The sequence below is a fragment of the Acinetobacter sp. C15 genome, assembly GCF_013420645.1.
Classification (GTDB): Bacteria; Pseudomonadota; Gammaproteobacteria; order Pseudomonadales; family Moraxellaceae; genus Acinetobacter; species Acinetobacter indicus.
The window spans coordinates 19,245-40,423 of record NZ_VOXR01000011.1 but is presented as its reverse complement, the minus strand read 5'-3'; the positions used below and the strand labels follow the sequence as shown (position 1 = coordinate 40,423).

Sequence of the window (21,179 nt, the reverse complement as noted above, 5' to 3'; positions counted from 1 at the left end):
GGAGTAAATAAGGGTGCGCCAAGCTACAGTTTATATTGATCGCGCTGCGCTTCAATATAATTTAAACCGTGTCAGACAACTTGCCCCAACTGCCAAAATTGTCAGTATGGTCAAAGCCAATGCTTATGGACATGGCGTTAAAGACTGCTTAGCAGCCTTACAAGACAGCGATGCCTTTGGTGTCGCCTGTTTACAAGAAGCACTGGAAATTCGTGAACTGGGGTTCCAGCAACCCATCACCCTGATTGAAGGCGTGTTCACTAAAGATGAAATGCCAATTGTCATTGAACGGAATATCGAGATTGTGGTGCATCAGCCTGAACAGGTTACATGGCTCATTGCGCACAAAGATGCCTATATCTCTAAAAATCTGAAAGTCTGGGTTAAGCTCAACAGCGGCATGAACCGTCTGGGCTTTAAACTTGAGGTGATTAAAGAGGTCATTCAGCAATTAAAATCGGCCGGCTTTACCTGTGTTCTGGCGATGCACTTTGCCAATGCAGATGCTGATCATCCACTGAATAATGAACAGATCCGTCAGTTTCTGGAGGTAAAAAACGACTGCGCACCGATTTTAGCTTCGTGCTGTAATTCTGCTGCTATTTATAAATATCCGGAACTGCATTTTGATTTTGTCCGTCCCGGCATCATGCTTTATGGCGCAACTCCGTTTGCAGACCGAGATATTTATGCACTAGATTTAAAACCGGTGATGACCTTTAGCGCAGAAATTATTGCCTTAAATGAGATTCAGGCCGGTGAACAGGTTGGTTATGGCTCGACCTTTACTGCCGATAAAGCTATGCAACTGGCTATTGTGTCCATTGGCTACGGTGATGGCTATCCACGTGCCTTCTTTGCGCAGAATTTTGTCGCCATTAAAGGCCAAAAAGCAGCTGTAGTCGGTCGTGTTGCCATGGATATGATTGCTATTGATGTAACTGGATTGGATGTTCAGTTAGGCACGGAAGTCGAGCTTTGGGGCAAGCAACGATTAGTGGATGATGTCGCAGCAGCCAATGGCACCATTGGTTATGAGCTGTTGTGCCGCTTAACCCAGCGTCCGGACCGTAAAGTTATTTAATCTTTTCAATAAAAGAGAATCTCAATGGAGGTTCTTTTTTTATTCTTTTTATAACGCAGGCAGCAGATTTAAGCCACCTCATCTACCACCGAATGATTTAGCGCCTCATATAGCACCTGAAGCAATCCATCAACCTGTGTGGCATTTAATTGATGCGGTAAAAATTGCGCATGACCGAGTTGCTGGAAATAGGCTCTGATCTCGCTATTACGCATCACATATTTCATGGCCCAATCCTGAAAACGCTGCTGGGCAACATGATTCTCGGTAAAAATCTGGATATTCTGATGACGCGGATCACCAACAATCCCGGCAAAAATTTCCTGAACGGCCTGTTCATCACCTTGCAGACATTGAAAAAAATAACCCTCTGCATAGCACAGCACACCCGATACCTGATGCTGGGTATTAGCATTGCGCGCTTCGATCAGAATATTGCGTAAATCTTGCAGTAAATTTTCAGCCGTCGAGGTACTCTGGCTGGCATAGCAAAGCTGAAACATATTCAAGTCCTCATCATGATCTGTACGAATATTTTTTGATTTTCTTAAGGATTTATCATTCAAGGAAAACTTGATTAAAATAAAGGGGCTGAGCTTTTAAGTCAAATAATCTTCGGTTGGCACCGGCAATTCCTGCAACCCGCGTCTTAAAGTATCCGACCACTGCTTGCTGATATTTTCAAAGTAAGGGTCTTCTTCGTAAATACGTTTGCCCAAAGGAATATGCAGGCTGTCTTTATGATAGACCATACAGTCCAGCGGCATCCCCACGGACACATTAGAACGTAAAGTAGAATCAAAAGAAATCAGGCCGCAGCGCAAGGCATCTTCTAATGACATATCGTAACGCAAGGCCCGGTCAAGAATTGGTTTGCCATATTTACTTTCCCCAATCTGGAAAAATGGGGTATCGCGCGTGGCGCAAATAAAATTGCCTTGCGGATAAATATGATACAGCTGCATCGGCTCGCCTTTAATCTGCCCGCCCACCAGCAAATTGCAATAATAATTATGCTGCTCGTCTTTATCGTCAGTGACATCCTGAATGACTTTTTTCAGCAAGCAGCCCACCAATTCTGCCACTTCAAACATGGTTTTGACACTATATAAATGCGGTTCCTGGTTTAAAGTCAGATGATTTTTTAAATGACCGATGACTGCCTGTGTGGTCGCCAGGTTACCCGAGGTCTGAATGGTAATCAGGCGCTCGCCTTCCACCCCAAAGGTATACAGCTTGCGAAATACCGAAATGTGATCGACCCCGGCATTGGTACGCGAATCACTAATAAACACCAGACCATCTTTTAAACGCAGCGCACAGCAATACGTCATAGCATTATCCTTTTAATTGTCATCCATTACTTAGCAGGCCAGAACCTGCACCATGGTCTGCATATACTCGATGCCGCCTTTTTCTCTTACGCCACGGACCGGTGCCACATCCCAATAATCCCGCCCGACGGCCAGATAGACATGCGAGTCTGGCTGAAAGGCCAGATTGCTGACATCAAAACAGTACCAGTGCTGCTCTAAAAATACCTCTACCCAGGCATGGCTGGCAAGATGTGAACTGTTGCTGCTATATAAATAACCCGAAACATAACGTGCCGGGATGCCTAAAGATTTACACATGGCAATTAGTACATGGGCATGGTCCTGACAGACGCCCTGTTTGGCCTGAAAGGCTTCAATGGCGGTGGTCTGCACCGAAGTTTGGGCCGGACGGTATGGCATATGGCTTAAAATCGCTTCTGACAAACGGATCAGGTTGTCACGATTCACCTGCAACACATACTGCCGTGCAAAACACTGCATTTCAGGGCTGCACAGCGTGCTGGCTGTTGGTTGTAAAAATAGATAGGGATTCAGCTGATCTTGCAGGCCCCATCGCATCTGCGGACGCAACTCGACAATGCCCTGCGCCATAATACTCAGACTTTGATAGCTGAAGCGCTGGGTACTGGTCATCCAGATATTATGAAAAGCATCCTGTTTAATCTCGGATTCCCCTGGCACACTAATCGCCCAATGATGAACCTGTTGATGGGCATTGTTCGGCGGGGTCATTTTAATATATTGAATACTGTTACAGGCCGGTGCCGAATAATGATAATGGGTCTGGTGATTAATCATGAGCCTCATGCATCGGCCTCGAACAGTTGCTGGATATGGTCACTAAACTGGTAAAAATGCATGCTGTCGGGCTGCTGCTTCAGCTTCATCCAGATTTCGGATAAAGAATCCCAGCCGGCTTGGGTCAATAATCCCACCACCACTTCAATATAATAGACCGTGCCCTGAATATCCTGCTTTAAGCGCAATTGCCGGTCCAGTTGCTCGAGATGCTGGCCCAATTTAAAGAACAGAAAAATATCAGATGCTTCAGCTTCTAAGACTTCATGACAATCTCCGACCACATCACAGATATAGGCCGGATTTTCTTTGGCATTTTTAATGTACTGGTTTAATTCGGCATAGGCATGTGCCGACAAGACCCCGCGTAAATCCTGAATATTATCTTTGGCATACTGAAACTGCTGATGAAAAGAGGCGGGCTGTTCCGGATTTAGAATCAGCTCATTTAAAGATGCCGCATCAAAGGCTGGCAAACAGAAGGCGTGTGCATACTGCAAGGCATCATCATTATATTTAAATGGAAACTGACTGCATAAATACTGGATGCGGGTCAAATAACGACCCAACCAGAAAATCTGCTGTGCATTACGACTCAGTAAAATCACATGATTCTCCTTGGGAGTTGTTATGAATGTAAGGGATCAACCACCCAGGTATCTTTAATGCCACCACCTTGAGATGAATTGACCACCAGCGAACCGGCCTGCTTGGCCACACGGGTTAAGCCACCGGGAACAATTTCAGTACGATAAGGCGAGCTGAGCACAAAAGGACGTAAATCAATATGCCGTTCGGCAATGCCCTGTTCGGTTAAGGTCGGACTCACCGACAGATTCAGGGTCGGCTGGGCAATGTAGGCTTGCGGTGCGGCCAGAATTTTCATTTTAAACTCGGCCAGTTGCTCCTCGGAGGCTTGAGGACCAATCAGCATGCCATATCCACCTGAACCTTGTGCTTCTTTCACTACCAACTGTTCCAGATGTTCCAGCACATAGGCCAGATCATCTGCTTCGCGGCATTGATAGGTCGGGACATTATTTAAGATTGGTTGTTCACCCAAATAGAAATGAATCATTTTATCGACATAAGGATAAATGGATTTGTCATCGGCCACCCCGGTACCCGGCGCATTGGCGATGACGACGTGATGCTGTAAATAGGCCGACATCAGGCCCGGCACACCCAGGGTGCTGTCCGGTCTGAAACAGAGCGGGTCTAAAAATGCATCATCTACCCTGCGATAAATTACATCAACCTGCTGTTTGCCCCGCACCGTTTTCACATAAACCTTGTCATTTAATACAAACAGGTCACTCGATGTTACCAAAGGTACACCCATCTCGCGGGCTAAAAATGCATGTTCATAATAGGCACTGTTATAGCGCCCCGGGGTCAGCACCACAATAAAAGGCTGATCGACATAGGCATTTTCGGCCAGAATTTCTTTTAAAAGCTGTGGATAATGCTCAATGCCCTGAATATTATTCTGCTGATACAGCTCTGGAATCAGTTTCTGGCTAATCTTGCGGCTTTCCAGCATATAAGACACACCCGATGGCGTTCTTAAATTGTCTTCCAGCACAAAAAATTCACCATGCTGATCACGAATAATGTCAATGCCACTAATCTGACTATAGACCTTACCCTTCAGACCATGACCAAGCATATGCGGCTGATAGGCTTCGTGGGTGAGCACCTGTAGTTCCGGTACGATACCGGCTTTTAGAATATCCTGTTGATGATAAACATCATGTAAAAACAGATTTAGCGCCCGGGTACGCTGGGCACAGCCCAAGGCCACTGTATTCCATTGCTGCCGGGCCATAACCCGCGGAATAATATCAAAAGGAATGGTGCGCTCGGTGCCTTCCTGATCGCCATACACGGTAAAGGTAATTCCCTGATACAGAAAATGTGCTTTGGCGGCATCATTCAGTGCTGTCAGTTCTTCTAAACTGTGCTGGGTCAGCCATTGTTCGATTTTCTGCGCGGCACTATCGGCAAGGCTCTGTTCGTCCGACAATTCATTAAAAAATTCAGATTTCAATTGTTCGAATAATACAGATGATTTTTGCTGCGGCAGCGAAATATCGGTCACCGAGACCTGCACCCGCTCTAAAAGATGGTCTGATGTTATTGTATCTATTGAATTTGTATCTTGATTTTCTTTCAGCATACAAACCTCATCATTGTTATCCTTCTAATTTTATATAAGCAATTCCAGTGCCAATAATTGTGACTTGGTATTCACTCTTTCTTTATCGCCGATCTGTACAGATAAAACAAATCTTATTTTGCTTCATCTTGTATCAATTTATGGCCAGACCTCGTGCCTGCCACTTGCCAAAAAGCATGACATTTCTTATTGTGTGGACTATAGCCATGTACTCTCCAATATTTATCTCAGCGCTGATTCCAATATGTCGACACAAGAAAAAGAAACGTCCAATAGCCTCTATCGCCAGTGGCAAATCCTGTCCCGCCTTTCTACCGGAAAATGGATGGGCACCCGTGAATTACAGGAAATTCTGCAACGTGAAGGCATTGATATCAGCCTACGTACCATCCAGCGTGATTTAAACCAGATTTCGCAGCGCTTCCCGATTGAAAATAATGGCACCGTCCCGCAAGGCTGGCGCTGGCGCTCCGATGCACCGCTACAAAGCCTGCCGCACATGACCAGCTCACAGGCAGTCACCTTTATGATGGTGGAAGAACATCTCAAACATCTGTTACCACCTAGCCTGATTGAGGAAATGACTCCGTGGTTTGATCTGGCACGGCGCAGCCTGTCGACCCAGAACAATGTCCGCCAGTGGATTAACCGGGTGCGGATTGTGCCGGCCATTCAGCCGCTGATTCCGCCAGTGGTCGATAAAAGCGCACAACAGGCCATTTATGAAGGCTTATTGCAGGATAAACAGCTGGAATGTGTTTACCATCCACGTACCACCGCTTCGGAAGAAAAGACCTATATTCTGAATCCGCTGGCGCTGGTACAAAAAGGTGCAGTGATTTATCTGATTTGCACCCGACACGACAAAACCGATATTCAGACCTTTGCCCTGCATCGCTTTAAATCGGCGGAGGTATTAAATTCCCGCGCCCTGCATCCGGTTAATTTTGATATTGATGCCTATATTGAATCCGGCGCGCTGGGCTTTAGAGTCGATTACAGCAAGCCGACTGAAAATATCGAGTTGAAACTGACCATGTCAGAAGCCGATGCGCATTATTTTGAAGAAACCCGTTTAAGCAAAGACCAGCAGATTATCCAGCTGGACAATGGCTTGTATCAGGTCATTTCCAATGTACCATTTACCTCGCAACTGGTGTGGTGGCTGCGCAGTTTTGGCAAAAAACTGGTACAGATTGAACCGGCAGAAGTGTCTGACGCTGTGCATCAAGTCAATGAATAAAAAAGGTCCCAAGTCCGGGACCTAACATTTGCTTATCATTTTTTCAATTTTTTTGTTATCGCTGCTGATTTTTAGGGAAGTTGAACAGGATGCGATTACTGTTAGCATGCCAATTCAGCCGTATTATAACGAATGGTTTTTAAGGTCATCGTGTACTCCTCTCTGTTTGGATAAGATGACTGTAACGCTTCCAACATCATCTGTGAAATCATAAGATCTGCAGCTTAAATCTGTTTTTTTCTTAAACTCAATTTCCACTTTATTTATTCAGCACATAAAAAAGCCCGCGATCTCAACCGCGGGCTTTTTCACAAATTAGGATCTTTTAAGCAGATTTACGGGCTTGGGCATTTTTACGAATGGTGATCATCACCAATTGAACTGCCGCAGGAGTCACGCCTGGAATACGGCTGGCCTGCGCCAGAGTTTCCGGCAATACCTGTTTCAGCTTCATGGTGATTTCACGCGACAGACCGGATACGCCGTCATAATCAAAATCAGCCGGGATTTTGGTTTCTTCCAGACGTTTCATCTGCGCTACATCTTCATGCTGACGGTTGATATACCCTTCGTATTTCACCGCAATTTCAATCTGGTCACCGACTTGCTGCGATACTTCTGAACCAGTCAGTTCAGCAATTTGCGCAAAAGTGATGTTTGGACGTTTTAGCAGGTCAATTGCAGAACACTCTTTAGAAAGGTCTGCACCCGTCATTTCAACGAATTTTTTACCCATCGGGTTATTTGGCGCAGCCCACAAGTGCTGTAAACGGCCTTTCTCACGCTCAACTGCATCCATTTTTTCACAGTAAGCATTCCAGCGTGCATCATCCACCAGACCCAGTTCACGGCCAATCGCGGTTAAACGCTGATCTGCGTTATCTTCACGCAGCATTAAACGGTATTCGGCACGTGAGGTGAACATCCGGTACGGTTCTTTGGTTCCCAAGGTAATCAGGTCGTCAACCAGTACGCCCATATACGCTTCATCACGTTTTGGCGTCCACTGTTCCTGATCCCAGGCACGGCGTGCAGCGTTCAAACCTGCAAGCAGACCTTGCGCACCGGCTTCTTCATAACCAGTAGTCCCGTTGATTTGACCAGCAAAATACAGGTTATTAATGGCTTTGGTTTCCAAAGTGAATTTCAACGCTTGTGGGTTAAAGTAATCATATTCAATCGCATAACCCGGACGCAGAATATGGGCATTTTCCATACCACGGATTGAGCGTACCAATTCAAACTGCACATCAAAAGGCAGTGACGTTGAAATCCCGTTTGGATACAGCTCGTGGGTATCTAAGCCTTCAGGCTCCAAGAACACTTGGTGCGAATCTTTGTCGGCAAAACGGTGAATTTTATCTTCAATCGAAGGACAGTAACGTGGACCTACCCCTTCAATCACGCCGGTATACATTGGCGAACGATCCAAACCACCACGAATAATGTCATGGGTTTTTTCATTGGTATGGGTGATATAACAGTTAACCTGTTCAGGATGCATCGAGGCATCACCCATAAACGACATCACTGGAGACGGGAAATCCCCCGGTTGTGGGGTCATCACCGAAAAATCAACTGAACGTGCATCAATACGTGGTGGTGTACCGGTTTTTAAACGGCCCACCGGCAGCTGCAATTCACGTAAACGGTGTGCCAGAGAAATAGAGGGTGGATCACCGGCACGACCACCGCTGGATTTTTCCAGACCGACGTGAATCACACCACCCAGGAAGGTCCCGGCAGTCAATACTACCGTTTTGGCATCAAAGCGAATGCCCATTTGGGTGACCACACCTTTAACGGTATCGCCTTCTACAATCAGGTCATCCGCCGCTTGCTGGAAAATATCCAAATTGGCCTGGTTTTCCAAAGTCTCACGAATGGCAGCTTTATAGCGAACCCGGTCAGCCTGTGCACGTGTTGCACGCACTGCTGCACCTTTACGCGAGTTTAAAATACGGAACTGGATACCGCCTTTATCAGCAGCCAGCGCCATTGCACCGCCCAAGGCATCAATTTCACGCACCAGATGCGATTTACCAATACCACCAATGGCCGGGTTACAGCTCATCTGCCCCAAAGTCTCAATGTTATGAGTTAAGAGCAAGGTTTGTCGGCCCATACGCGCCGCAGCCAAAGCCGCTTCCGTACCCGCGTGACCGCCGCCGATAACAATGACATCGTAAACTTTAGGATAATGCATAGTGGTAAATTGAGAGATAAAAAGAAATGACAGAATATTATAGCAAAAGCCGGCGTATAAGTTGACAGATTAAGTCAATTTTATTTGGATTTTCTCGTGGTTTTTCACCTGATTGATTGCCTGGCAATGTAAATTAACGTTGCAGATATACCGCAAATAAAAACATTTCATATTAAAAATTAACCAGATATAGGTTGTTTTATTTTGATTATTTTTTATCCTAAATCATGTACTCATTACAAACATGCACAGGTACGAATTATGAATAAGAAGATACTCCTCTCATCCATCCTCTGCGGTTTATGTTTATCTCCATTTGCAGCTGTACAGGCAAATGACAAAGTTGAAAAAGTGTACGATTCTCAGCGCTATCAGAATGTCTGTAAAGGCAAATCTCAAGGTGCTGCGGTCAGCTTTGCCTATCGTGGCATTATCTGGAACGGTACCTGCCAGCCACAGTTCTTCCCGGCAGACAGAAAACTCGATATTCAGGGTGATGAAGCTGCACTGTATACCACCTGTGGCCAAGACATGAATGCAACCACGGCAACCATTTCCGGTGCAGAAGTTCGTGGTAAATGTGCCCTTGGATTTACCCCGCCGCGTCCTGCTCAAATGTAAACTCCAACCCGATTCACATCTAGCCAAAATATGTGAACTCAATCAAGAAAACAGCCATTTATTACCAAGTAAATGGCTGTTTTTATTATTTTTATGGTTGATTTAAAACTCAACTCAATTACACTGAAACTGGGGAAAATAAGAATTAAATAGGATGATGCCATGCAAAGCGGCATTTTTACCTTCTTTCTACCGCTAACCTTGGCGGTATTAATGATGGGTTTGGGCTTGCTACTCAGCCCTAAAGATTTTATTCGGGTCAATCAGCAACCGAAAGTCATTTTTATTGCCTTGTTTACCCGGCAGGTCTTGCTGGTTGGACTGGCATTTATTCTCTGCCTGTTTTTAGAACTGCCTCCTTTGCTGGCAGTGGGGTTAATGCTGCTGTCGGCCACCCCTAGCGGCTCTACCTCTGCCCTGTTCAGCTATGTCTATAAAGGCGATGTGGCTTTAAATATTGTTGTGGTCGCCATCAATTCGGTGATGGCCATTTTAACCCTGCCTTTTGTGATTAGTATTGCCATGCGCTATTTCATGGCCGATCAGACCGAAATCAGCATGCCGATTGAGCGGATTGCCTATACCTTCCTGCTAATTTTAGTACCAGTCTGTTTAGGGATGGCCATTCGCTCCTCTTTTCCAGAGCTGGCCAAACGGCTGAGTAAACCAATTCGACGCATGTCGGTATATTTTATTTTTGCCCTGTTCTTTTTCGCGCTCTTTCAGGAGCGCTATCAGCTGGCGCAGTATATGGAACAGGTTGGACTGGCCACCGCCCTGTATGCTTTTGTCAGTCTGGTGGCCGGTTATGTGCTGCCACAGCTGATGGACATTTCCGAACAGCAAGCGCGCTCCTGCGGTTTCTTTATGAGTATTCATAACACCGCGCTGTCTTTAACCCTGGCACTGTCGGTACTACAAAGCACCCAGATTGCCATTCCTGCCGCCATTTACACCATCTTCATGTATATGTTTGCCTTGATCTTTGGACATTTACTGGCTAGACGAATGCCGTTAAATTCGGTAAAACAGAAAGTCATAGAGTAATTTGAATAAACAGTAAAAGATATTTTGCATGAAGCAACTGTCTTTTCTCACAAGGATAAATTTGACAGGAAGGTCATATGGATTCAGGCATTATTACCGTTATGCTGCCCTTGGCGCTGGCCATTATTATGGTTGGGCTGGGGCTGGAACTCACGCCCAAAGATTTCGCACGCGTTACCAAACACCCCAAAGCAGTCCTGGTCGCACTATTTTGCCAGCTGGTATTGCTGGTCGGGATTGCCTTTTTATTATGTAAAATTCTGGTGCTGCCGCCATTACTGGCCGTCGGCATGATGCTACTGGCTGCTTCGCCGGGTGGCAGTACCGCCAACCTGTTCAGTTATTTATTTAAGGGTGATCTAGCGCTCAACATTACTTTAACTGCAATTAACTCGGTGATTGCAGCACTGACCTTACCCATTATCGTTAATTTCGCAATTGCCCACTTTTTACAGGCTGACCAAAGCATTGGCCTGCAATTCAGTAAAATCTTGCAGGTATTCGGGATTATTATTGTGCCGGTGATTATTGGTATGCTAATTCGTCATTATGCCCCGCGACTGACCGAGAAACTGAATAAACCGTTACGGATTTTTGCAGTGATCTTTCTGATTTTAATTATCATCGGGGCTATTGTGCAGGAGCGACACAATATCCTGAATTATATTGGTGATATTGGCCTGGCTACCGCACTGTTCTGTATTTCCAGTCTGGTGATTGGTTACTTCGTCCCACGCCTGTTTGGGATTAATAGCGCCCAGGCCCGTGCCAGTGCCTTTGAAATTGGGATTCATAACAGCACGCTTGCCATGACCATTGCCTTAACCGTTATGGCCAGTTCAACCGTGGCCATGCCGGCGGCAGTCTATTCTATTTTCATGTATATCTTCGCCGCCATCTTTGGCATGTTATTAAACCGCTTTGTGCCGATTGCCGAACCCAAGCCTGTGGTGGCAAACAGTTAAGTACTTTTTTCACCCAAGGATGTCGCGCTGGCATCCTTTTTATTTTGTACATTGGTAGGCGAAACCGATTGCCTTCCGCTACAATATCCTTTTGAAAAAACAAATTAGGTTATTCCTGTGAAGTGGTTACAAATACATATTACTGTTGATCAAGCTCAAGTCGACTTTACTGAAACATTACTCAGCTCACTTGGCGCCGTGAGTGTAACGCTGGATGATGCTGAAAATCAGGACTTGCTTGAACCACTTCCAGGCGAAACACCGCTGTGGAACAAGGTGATTGTGACCGGTATTTATGCACAGGACGAAAACGAAGAAATTGATGTGGCTGCGCTGGAAACTTTCATTCGCACTCAACTGCCAGATGCACCAATGCGTAGCGAATTCCTGGAAGATCAGGTCTGGGAACGCTCATGGATGGATTATTACGAGCCAATCCAGATTGCTGAAAAATTCTGGATTGTACCGGAATGGCTAGAGCCCCCTGAAGCAGATGCGGTGAATATTAAACTGGATCCGGGTCTGGCCTTTGGTACCGGTAACCATGCCTCAACGTTCCTGTGCCTGCAATGGTTAGGTAAAACCGATGTTAAAGATAAAATCGTCATCGACTATGGTTGCGGTTCTGGCATTTTAGGTGTTGCTGCCCTACTTTTAGGTGCGAAAAAAGTCTATGCCACTGATATTGACCCACAAGCGGTTTTAGCCACCCAGCAAAATGCTGAATTGAATGGCGTACTGGATCGTCTGTTTGTCGGTCTGCCTGAAGAGTTTAATGAAACCTTAAAAGATCAGAAAGCCGATGTACTGGTTGCCAACATTCTGGCTGGCCCGTTAATGATGCTTGCGCCTGAATTCGCAACTTTAACCAAATCTGAGGGAGAGTTCGCACTTGCAGGTGTAATCGAAGAGCAAGTTGCTGAAGTTTCTAGTGTTTATTCTGAATTTTTTGATATATTAGAGGTCGAAAAACGTGAAGAAAACTGGTGCCGAATTTCCGGGAAGCGCCAGCCGCATTAATCAACCTCTATAGATCTTATGAGTGAAAAGCAGACCAAGTGCCCCGAGTGTTTAACCACCTATAAAGTTTCTGTTGCACAGCTTACAGTGGCTCAGGGCATGGTTTGCTGTCCCAAATGTGCCTCTACCTTTAATGCACTCTCGCATCTGGTGCAGCCAAAGCCTGCGCCAACCCAGCTCGAATACAACGGTTTTACTGGTGGACAGGTCAGTTCGCCGGTTCTGGCCGATCATGGTCTGGCTTTTGACGACACACATGAAACCCATCTGCTGGATATTTTTGACCGTAAGGTTGAACATTCCAATATTGATTTAAAGACCTACTTAAACAATCTGAATTATTTCAGTACCGAACCGATTGCAAGTATTCCTTCGATGAATCTGTCTGAAAATGAACTGCAGCAAGAACGCAAGAAACATGGTGCGGGCTATTACACGCTGTGGGGTATTGTCAATTTTAGTCTGGTCGGTTTGCTGATTTTCCAGATTCTATGGTTTAACCCGAAATTCATGAACAACAGCCCTGCCCTGACTGTGGCTTTTAACGGGGTCTGCCAGCTGTTTAACTGTGAAACCTTTGAAAAGCAGTACAGCCTGATTTCAATTAACCGTGTGCGGGTGAAACGCTATGACCATGAACATACCTTGTTCTCCGGCGAGCTGATCAATTTTCATGACAAGAGTTTGGTATTGCCAAAACTGAAAATCACCTTAAAAGATGATAATGAAGAAGTGGCGTCCTATGTACTCGAACCGAAAGAGTATTTAATTAAAAGTCTGGCCAGCATTGAGCGGATTCCAAAAAATACCCCATTCAAGTTTGAAATTCAGCTGCCAGTGACCCGAAAAAGCTTTGATACCTATAATTTAGAAATTATCAAGCCTTAAAAATTAAAAAAAAATGTAAAAAAAGTGCAGTTTTCTTGCTCACTTTTTCTAAGACAATGGTATGATACGCGCCACGTAAGCTTAGTGCTGCATACTCCTCAGTAATTCAAAACAAATAGAAACTCGCAGAATGCGCCTTATTTTCAATAACGCGTATTGAGCAGGTTTTTTCGTTTCGATTTTTGGTCTGTAACAATTATTAATCTATTGTTACGCTTATTTTTCGACCAGCGCTGTGAGTTGTGGCAAGCTAAATGTTCCAGTTTTAGAACTCTCGTTTTAGGATCTAAAACGGGGTTCATTTATTTATAGACCACATTTATATATCACTTTACCCAAGTGATATCTGATTTTTCGGATTAATTCGCATGAATAGCAAATCTCCTATTTTTACTGCACAATCTGATGTCGCTCTTCGTATCCACGTTGATCGCGCAGTTCGCCATTACTTTGCTCAATTGCAAGGCGAGCAACCTTCTCAGGTGTATGACATGGTGCTAGCAGAAATGGAGAAACCTCTTTTATCTGTAGTTCTAGAATATACACGTGGTAACCAGACACGTGCTGCCGAGATTCTAGGCTTAAACCGTGGTACTTTACGTAAAAAGTTAAAAGCTCACGGTTTAATGAGTGAATAAATGATAAAATGCTCGCGGCTTTCGTGGGCATTTTTTTTAACCGCATTTTGCTAATGTTTTAATCTGTTTTTTGATAACTGTGACGAAAATCATGACTATTAAACGCGCTTTAATCTCTGTTTCTGACAAAACTGGAATTGTTGAATTTGCACAAAATCTAGTGGCTCTTGGGGTAGAAATTTTATCTACAGGCGGTACATATAAGTTGCTTAAAGACAACAATATCGCTGTAGTTGAAGTTTCAGAGCACACCGGTTTTCCAGAAATGATGGATGGTCGTGTAAAAACTTTACATCCTAAAATTCATGGCGGCATTCTGGCTCGTCGCGGTCTAGACGAAGCTGTAATGGCAGAACACCACATCGATGCAATCGATTTAGTGGTAGTGAACCTTTATCCATTTGCAGCAACGGTTGCAAAACCTGACTGCACCCTGCCAGATGCGATTGAAAACATCGACATCGGTGGTCCAACCATGGTTCGTGCTGCGGCGAAAAACCATGCGTCTGTCGGTATCGTCGTCAACGCATCTGACTATGCGACTGTTATTGCCGAGCTTAAAGCTGAAGGCAGCCTGTCATACGCAACCCGTTTTGACCTGGCAGTGAAAGCATTTGAACATACTGCACAATACGACGGCATGATCGCATCTTACTTAGGCGCTCGCGTAGGTAAAGAACAAGGCGAAGCAGACAAATTTGCGCGTACGTTCAATACACAATTGAACAAAGCACAAGATTTACGTTACGGTGAAAACCCGCATCAATCGGCTGCATTCTATGTAGACCCAGCGGCAACTGAAGCATCTGTTTCAACAGCTAAACAGCTGCAAGGTAAAGAACTTTCTTATAACAACATCGCCGACACTGATGCTGCGCTTGAATGCGTGAAATCATTCGCGAAACCTGCTTGTGTGATCGTAAAACACGCCAACCCATGTGGTGTTGCGGTATCTTTAGACGGCATTCAAGCGGCTTACGACTTGGCTTATGCAACCGATCCTGAATCTGCATTCGGTGGCATCATTGCATTCAACCGTGAATTAGACGTTGCAACTGCACAAGCCATTGTTGACCGTCAATTCGTTGAAGTGATTATTGCACCAAGCGTTGCTGAAGGTGTTTTGGACGTGACTGGCGCGAAGAAAAACGTACGTGTACTGGTCTGTGGCGAATTACCAGCAATTGACGAACGTGCGCCACAAATGGACTACAAACGTGTCAACGGTGGTTTGCTGGTGCAAGACCAAGACTTGGGCATGATCACCAAAGATGATCTTAAAGTGGTGACCAAACGTGCTCCAACCGAGCAAGAAATTGACGACATGATCTTTGCCTGGAAAGTGGCGAAATACGTGAAGTCTAACGCGATTGTGTATGCGAAAAACCGTCAAACCATCGGTGTGGGCGCAGGCCAAATGAGCCGTGTAAACTCTGCGCGTATTGCAGCAATTAAAGCTGAACATGCAGGCCTCGTGGTTGAAGGTGCAGTGATGGCATCTGACGCATTCTTCCCGTTCCGTGATGGTATTGATAACGCTGCGAAAGCAGGGATCAAATGCATTATCCAGCCGGGTGGTTCTATGCGTGATGAAGAAACCATTGCAGCAGCTGACGAAGCTGGTATTGCCATGGTGTTCACTGGCATGCGTCACTTCCGTCACTAATTAACTAAATTAATTAGAAGTCGTATTTAATCATCCCCCTAAATCCCCCTTTGTAAAAAGGGGGACTTTTCGCGTAAGAGAACAGTGTTTTTCGCGATTCCCCTCCCTTTCTTAAAGGGAGGTTGGGAGGGATTCAATTTTGAGGGATTTTTTAAATGAACATTTTAGTTTTGGGTAATGGCGGTCGTGAACATGCATTGGCATGGAAAATCGCACAAGATGAAAAAGTTGCTAAAGTTTTTGTTGCACCAGGCAACGCAGGTACAGCAACCGAAGCTAAATGTGAAAACATCAATTTAAGCATTTTAGACAATGCGGCGATTATCGACTTTGCAAAAAACAATGCGGTAGATTTAATCGTGGTTGGTCCTGAAGCACCGCTGGTCAATGGTGTGGTGGATGCTTGCCGTGAAGCAGGTTTAAAAATCTGGGGTCCAACCCAGTTTGCAGCGCAGCTTGAAGGCTCTAAAGCATTTGCCAAGCATTTCTTAAAACGCCACAACATTCCAACTGCATTCTATGACGTATTCACTGAAGTTGATGCAGCCAAAGCCTTTGTTGAAAAAAATGGTGCGCCGATTGTGATTAAGGCGGATGGTCTTGCTGCAGGTAAAGGCGTAATCGTGGCGATGACCAACGAAGAAGCATTTGCAGCCATTGATGACATGCTGGCAGGCAACAAATTTGGTGATGCCGGTTCTCGCGTAGTCATCGAAGAATTCCTTGCAGGTGAAGAAGCATCATTCATTTGTATGATTGATGGCGACAACATCTTGCCAATGGCCACTTCTCAAGACCATAAACGTATTTTTGAAGGCGACCAAGGTCCAAACACAGGCGGTATGGGTGCCTACTCTCCTGCGCCTGTGGTGACTGCAGACGTATTTGAGCGCGTGATGAAAGAAGTAATGCGCCCAACCGTTGACGGTATGAAAGCAGATGGTCACGTATACACCGGTTTCTTGTACGCTGGCTTGATGATTGATGAACAAGGTCAACCAAAGGTAATCGAGTTTAACTGTCGTTTCGGTGATCCTGAAACTCAACCGATCATGATGCGTTTAAAATCATCTTTGGTTGATCTGGTTGAGGCTGGTATTGCAGGTAACTTGCCAGCAGAAGCTGAATGGGATGAGCGTAAGACTGTCGGTATTGTTTTAGCATCTAAAGGCTACCCAGAAACGTCTAGCAATGGCGATGTGATTTCTGGTTTAAACACCGAAATGACCGATGCCAAAGTGTTCCATGCCGGTACAAAAGCCAATGAAAATGGTGAGATTGTCACTGCTGGTGGTCGTGTACTTTGCGTAACTGCACTAGGCAACACCATTGGTGAAGCACAAGCAAAAGCTTTAGAACTTTGCAAAAAAGTAACCTTCGACGGCGTTCAATATCGTAAAGATATTGGTTACCGTGCGATTGCGCGTGAAAATGCTTAATTCTCTCTTAGATTGATTAAGTAAAAAAACCCCGCTGAATGCGGGGTTTTTTATGCTTCTAAATTTTCCCTCTCCTCTCAGGAGAGGGTTAGGGAGAGGTGCTTTAATTTTTCATTATGAAGCCAACCCTCCGCCTCACCTTCTCCCTGAGCCATATATAGCGCAAGAGAAGGGATTTCATGTCTTATCTCATTACGGAAATTATCATTCTTTTCGTGATAAATGCATTTATGATGTATCAAGAGCTTATTAATCATTTTAACATGAAAATCCACCTCCAAACCCCTCGCCTGATCCTCCGCCAATGGCAAGACAGCGACGCTGCCCCATTTATCCAAATGTGTGCCGACCCTGAAGTCATGCGTTATTTCCTCAATCCCTTGACCGAGCAGCAAAGTCTGGCTTTTATGCAACGCATCCAGAATTTTATTGCCACACACGGCTGGGGCCTGTTTGCTGTCGAACTAAAAAGTAGCGGTGAATTTATCGGGTTTATTGGTTTACATCAGCATCTAGAACACTATGATTTTGCCCCATGTATTGAAATTGGCTGGCGACTAGCCAAGCAATACTGGCACAACGGTTATGCCACCGAAGGCTCAAAAGCCGTACTGGATTATGCTTTTCGTGAGCTACAGCTGGACAACGTAGTTTCCTTTACTACCGTGCTCAACACGCCCTCGGAAAAAGTCATGCAAAAAATTGGCTTAAGCAAAGTCAAAACCTTTGCGCATCCGCTGGTGCCGGCAGATCATCCTTTACTTATGCATGTGCTCTATCAGATTGATCGCCAAAGCTATCTGCAAGCGCATTAAAAATCTCAAGTTTGGATGAGAACTGTCATAGGATTGAAGGAAATAATCGTTATAAAGATCTATCATCCTACCCCATCTGCGCTATATCTATTTTTACGATTTAGATTGGATAATTTTTTATATAAACATCTATAAGATTTTTTCATAGATTTAGCCCTTTCAATTCAAAATAGTAAATTGATTTATTTATTCTTTTCTTATTTTATGAACTTTACTTATGCAGGAATACGGCTAAAGGTCTAGTTTCTATACACTATTTTGTATATCAATTTATTGTTATGATGTAGGCCATTTTTTCGCTATCTTCTAAAAATAAAGTTTTCAATTACATGGCTTTAAGCGTTTTTAAAGTCAATTGAAAAATACAGCAGATAGCTAAAAGCCTAAACGAATTCGCGCACTGGACGGACTTGAATCTCGCCTCTTTCGGCTCAAGTGAAACCCCGGCGCTTAAAATTATCAATAAAGTAACAGCCTGGCTGCTTCACTTTATTTGGGATGGACACATGAAAAAGTTCCTTGGCCTGGTTCTAGGTCTTTCTGTTGGTTTAGCTGGCTGTGCAAAACAGGAAACGCCGGCAACTGACGCCGCACAAACTGATGCTGCAACTGTACAAACCGTCACCATGGCATCTACCGGTTCCGATGCTGACATCTGGCGCTATATTGCGACTTTGCCTGAAACTGAAGCGGCGGGTATCAAGCTGGAAGTGAAAAACTTCACCGATTACGTTTCAATGAACACCGCTGTGGCAAACAACGAAATTGATGTGAACGCATTCCAGTCTTATGCTTATCTGGTGGCTTACAATGCCAACAATGAGCAGAAGATTGCGCCGGTTTCGACCACCTATCTTGAGCCAATGGGTATTTACTCAAGCAAAGTGAAAAAAGTGGAAGAGTTCCAGAACGGCGCGACCATTGCTATTCCGAATGATGCAGCCAATGAAGCGCGTGCCCTGCTGTTATTGCAATCTGCAGGTCTGATCAAGCTGAAAGCAGGCTTCTCTCCTGCAACGGGCACTCCAAATGACATTACTGAAAATGCCAAAGCAATTGTCATCAAGCCAATTCAAATGGCGACTGCAGTTCGTGTTAAAGATGAAGTGGATGCCATTGTGCTAGGCAATACCCTAGCGATGGAAGGCGGTTTAAACGTACTGAAAGATTCAATCTTCTACGAACCAATTGACCAGAGCACCAAGCTGAACGTCAACGTATTGGCAGTTGCAGAAGCACGTAAAGATGACCCGATCCTGAAAAAAGTCGGTGAGCTTTATCACACTGAAGCGGTGAAACAGTATGTAGATCAAAACTTCGGTGGCACAAAAGTTGCGGTAAATAAACCTGTCAGCTATTTAACTGAAACCAATTAAGCATATAATGCTGAGTTAACAAACAGGCAAAGTGTACTTTGCCTGTTTTTCATTTTTGTACAGTTTCTTGACGCTATGATCGAATTTAAGAATATTTCCAAACATTATCAGCTTAAAGGCCAGACCATTCGCGCGCTGGATCAGGTCAATCTGCAAATTCCAGATGGCAGTATCTTTGGAATTATTGGTTATAGTGGTGCAGGAAAAAGTACCCTCATTCGCCTGATTAATTTGCTGGAGCGCCCGAATGAAGGTCAGGTAATCATCAATAACACTGACTTTACCGCTTTAAGTGCCAAGGCGCTGCGTCAGGAACGTGCCAATATCGGCATGATTTTCCAGCACTTTAACCTGCTGCAAACCAAAACCGTAGCGGCCAATATTGAAATGCCGATGAAACTGCTCGGCTGGTCGGCGGCAGAGCGTGAAAAACGCCTGAATGAACTGCTCGAATTTATTGATCTGAAACATAAAAAAGATGCCTATCCAGATGAGCTGTCTGGCGGTCAAAAACAGCGGGTCGGGATTGCCCGTGCCCTGGCCAATCATCCTAAAATCTTACTTTGTGATGAAGCCACCAGTGCGCTGGATCCGCAAACCACGCAATCGGTGCTGGAACTGCTAAAAAAAATTAATCGTGAACAAGGCATTACCATTGTCATGGTCACCCATGAAATGGATGTAATTGAATCAGTCTGTGATTATGTGGCCGTTATGGAACATGGCCAGGTGATTGAAACCGGTTCTACCCTGGACATTTTTAGCCAGCCGCAGCATCCAACCACCAAGAATTTTATTCAAACCGTGCTGCAACAGCAGTTACCGGTGAATATTTTAAACAATCTGAAAAACCAGAATCAGCACAGTATTTACTGCCTGAAATTTTTAGGGAAATCGGCGCAGGAAACCGTGATTCAGGCAGTAATTAAACAGTTTGATTTAAGCCTGAATATTTTATTTGCCAACATGACTGAAATTAATGGCGCGGTGATTGGGCAGATGTTTATTCAGTTGCTAGGGGACCCGGCCATTATTCAGCAAGCACTTCAGTTCCTCGAACAAAATGGGGTTCAGGTTGAACAAGCAGGAGTACAAGGATGAGAGATTTAATTGTCCAGTGGCTCACCAGCCTGACCGCGCCGTTCTGGAAAAGCGCCCTGTCGATGGACCAGTTTGTCACAGCCTTACAAGAAACTTTCCACATGGTGTTTTTTGCCATGCTGTTTGGCTGTATCTGGGGCTTTATTCAGGGGATTACCCTGGTCGCCACCCGTCCGGGCGGTATTTTACCGAACCGCGCGATTTATCATGGCCTGAACCCGATTGTAAATGCGCTACGTTCCCTGCCATTTATTATCCTGTTAATTGCCGTTATTCCTTTAACCAAGTTTCTGGTCGGTACCTCAATTGGCACCTGGGCTGCCATTGTCCCGCTGACCATTTATGTCGGTCCATATATTGGCCGTCTGGTGGAAACCTCATTGCTGGAAGTGAATGAAGGGATTATTGAGTCGGCACAGGCGATGGGTGCGACACCGCTGCAGATTATTTTCAAGTTTATTTTGCCGGAAGCACGTAGCTCGCTGATTCTAAACCTGACCACCGCCACCATCAGCCTGATTGGTGCAACTGCAATGGCCGGTGCCGTCGGTGCCGGCGGGATTGGTGATCTGGCCATTTCTTACGGTTACCAGCGTTTTGATACCAGCGTGGTGATTCTGACCGTCATTGTACTGCTGATTCTGGTGCAAATTGTGCAGATGCTGGGTGAATGGCTGGCTAAACTCAGATAAGGGCTCGCCTCTCTATCCAGCGCGAGACAGATTACTCATTCTCAAATTAATCACCCTCTACGGA

20 protein-coding genes are annotated in these 21,179 nt (G+C 45.0%); 14 read left to right on the top strand and 6 right to left on the bottom strand.

Annotated elements, in window-relative coordinates; all coding sequences use genetic code 11:
• The first annotated feature begins 13 nt into the window (after positions 1-13).
• Positions 14-1,084 carry an alanine racemase gene (gene alr, locus FTT63_RS06355; protein ID WP_168407058.1) on the top strand — a complete coding sequence of 357 codons (1,071 nt, stop codon included), beginning with the start codon at positions 14-16 and terminating at the stop codon, positions 1,082-1,084.
• Between the two features lie 68 nt (positions 1,085-1,152).
• Here alr and FTT63_RS06350 read toward each other — a convergent pair whose 3' ends face one another.
• The 5 genes from FTT63_RS06350 to FTT63_RS06330 all read right to left on the bottom strand — a co-directional run bounded on the left by FTT63_RS06350 (position 1,153) and on the right by FTT63_RS06330 (position 5,398).
• A complete protein-coding gene (locus FTT63_RS06350) occupies positions 1,153-1,587 on the bottom strand; it encodes a BLUF domain-containing protein (RefSeq protein ID WP_168407057.1) in 435 nt (144 codons plus the stop codon).
• A gap of 96 nt (positions 1,588-1,683) precedes the next feature.
• On the bottom strand, positions 1,684-2,418 hold the full coding sequence (locus tag FTT63_RS06345) for a proteasome-type protease (RefSeq protein ID WP_104491612.1): 735 nt from the start codon (positions 2,416-2,418) through the stop codon (positions 1,684-1,686).
• A 30-nt stretch (positions 2,419-2,448) separates the two neighbouring features.
• Complete coding sequence (locus FTT63_RS06340; protein ID WP_168407056.1) at positions 2,449-3,228, bottom strand: transglutaminase family protein; 780 nt, start codon at positions 3,226-3,228, stop codon at positions 2,449-2,451.
• A complete protein-coding gene (locus FTT63_RS06335; protein ID WP_045794921.1) occupies positions 3,225-3,827 on the bottom strand; it encodes an alpha-E domain-containing protein in 603 nt (200 codons plus the stop codon). The genes FTT63_RS06340 and FTT63_RS06335 overlap by 4 nt, the downstream gene beginning before the upstream one ends.
• Positions 3,828-3,847: 20 nt before the next feature.
• Positions 3,848-5,398, bottom strand: coding sequence for a circularly permuted type 2 ATP-grasp protein (locus tag FTT63_RS06330; RefSeq protein ID WP_168407055.1), 1,551 nt, complete (start codon positions 5,396-5,398; stop codon positions 3,848-3,850).
• 244 nt (positions 5,399-5,642) lie between these two features.
• Here FTT63_RS06330 and FTT63_RS06325 point away from each other — a divergent pair, with 244 nt between their 5' ends.
• A complete protein-coding gene (locus FTT63_RS06325; RefSeq protein WP_016659102.1) occupies positions 5,643-6,641 on the top strand; it encodes a YafY family protein in 999 nt (332 codons plus the stop codon).
• 325 nt (positions 6,642-6,966) lie between these two features.
• Here FTT63_RS06325 and mnmG read toward each other — a convergent pair whose 3' ends face one another.
• On the bottom strand, positions 6,967-8,847 hold the full coding sequence (gene mnmG, locus FTT63_RS06320; RefSeq protein ID WP_016659103.1) for a tRNA uridine-5-carboxymethylaminomethyl(34) synthesis enzyme MnmG: 1,881 nt from the start codon (positions 8,845-8,847) through the stop codon (positions 6,967-6,969).
• A gap of 261 nt (positions 8,848-9,108) precedes the next feature.
• Here mnmG and FTT63_RS06315 point away from each other — a divergent pair, with 261 nt between their 5' ends.
• From FTT63_RS06315 to FTT63_RS06260, 12 genes are all read left to right on the top strand, one after another.
• Positions 9,109-9,468, top strand: coding sequence for a hypothetical protein (locus FTT63_RS06315; protein ID WP_045794918.1), 360 nt, complete (start codon positions 9,109-9,111; stop codon positions 9,466-9,468).
• A gap of 162 nt (positions 9,469-9,630) precedes the next feature.
• On the top strand, positions 9,631-10,515 hold the full coding sequence (locus FTT63_RS06310; RefSeq protein ID WP_104471037.1) for a bile acid:sodium symporter family protein: 885 nt from the start codon (positions 9,631-9,633) through the stop codon (positions 10,513-10,515).
• A gap of 77 nt (positions 10,516-10,592) precedes the next feature.
• Positions 10,593-11,480 carry a bile acid:sodium symporter family protein gene (locus tag FTT63_RS06305; protein WP_180087751.1) on the top strand — a complete coding sequence of 296 codons (888 nt, stop codon included), beginning with the start codon at positions 10,593-10,595 and terminating at the stop codon, positions 11,478-11,480.
• 117 nt (positions 11,481-11,597) lie between these two features.
• On the top strand, positions 11,598-12,500 hold the full coding sequence (gene prmA, locus FTT63_RS06300) for a 50S ribosomal protein L11 methyltransferase (RefSeq protein ID WP_005178769.1): 903 nt from the start codon (positions 11,598-11,600) through the stop codon (positions 12,498-12,500).
• An 18-nt stretch (positions 12,501-12,518) separates the two neighbouring features.
• Positions 12,519-13,388, top strand: a complete 870-nt coding sequence (locus FTT63_RS06295) for a DUF3426 domain-containing protein (RefSeq protein ID WP_104491618.1) — start codon at positions 12,519-12,521, stop codon at positions 13,386-13,388.
• 368 nt (positions 13,389-13,756) lie between these two features.
• A complete protein-coding gene (gene fis / locus FTT63_RS06290) occupies positions 13,757-14,026 on the top strand; it encodes a DNA-binding transcriptional regulator Fis (protein WP_001086304.1) in 270 nt (89 codons plus the stop codon).
• A gap of 91 nt (positions 14,027-14,117) precedes the next feature.
• A complete protein-coding gene (gene purH, locus FTT63_RS06285) occupies positions 14,118-15,692 on the top strand; it encodes a bifunctional phosphoribosylaminoimidazolecarboxamide formyltransferase/IMP cyclohydrolase (RefSeq protein ID WP_127798758.1) in 1,575 nt (524 codons plus the stop codon).
• Between the two features lie 155 nt (positions 15,693-15,847).
• Positions 15,848-17,131, top strand: coding sequence for a phosphoribosylamine--glycine ligase (gene purD / locus FTT63_RS06280; protein WP_163145715.1), 1,284 nt, complete (start codon positions 15,848-15,850; stop codon positions 17,129-17,131).
• A 263-nt stretch (positions 17,132-17,394) separates the two neighbouring features.
• Positions 17,395-17,946 (top strand): GNAT family N-acetyltransferase, encoded by a 552-nt coding sequence (locus FTT63_RS06275; RefSeq protein ID WP_075174398.1) that lies wholly within the window; start codon positions 17,395-17,397, stop codon positions 17,944-17,946.
• 506 nt (positions 17,947-18,452) lie between these two features.
• Positions 18,453-19,322 carry a MetQ/NlpA family ABC transporter substrate-binding protein gene (locus FTT63_RS06270; RefSeq protein ID WP_075166892.1) on the top strand — a complete coding sequence of 290 codons (870 nt, stop codon included), beginning with the start codon at positions 18,453-18,455 and terminating at the stop codon, positions 19,320-19,322.
• 75 nt (positions 19,323-19,397) lie between these two features.
• Positions 19,398-20,423, top strand: a complete 1,026-nt coding sequence (locus tag FTT63_RS06265; protein ID WP_127798760.1) for a methionine ABC transporter ATP-binding protein — start codon at positions 19,398-19,400, stop codon at positions 20,421-20,423.
• Complete coding sequence (locus tag FTT63_RS06260) at positions 20,420-21,115, top strand: methionine ABC transporter permease (protein ID WP_005178793.1); 696 nt, start codon at positions 20,420-20,422, stop codon at positions 21,113-21,115. The genes FTT63_RS06265 and FTT63_RS06260 overlap by 4 nt, the downstream gene beginning before the upstream one ends.
• The last annotated feature ends 64 nt before the right edge of the window (positions 21,116-21,179 follow it).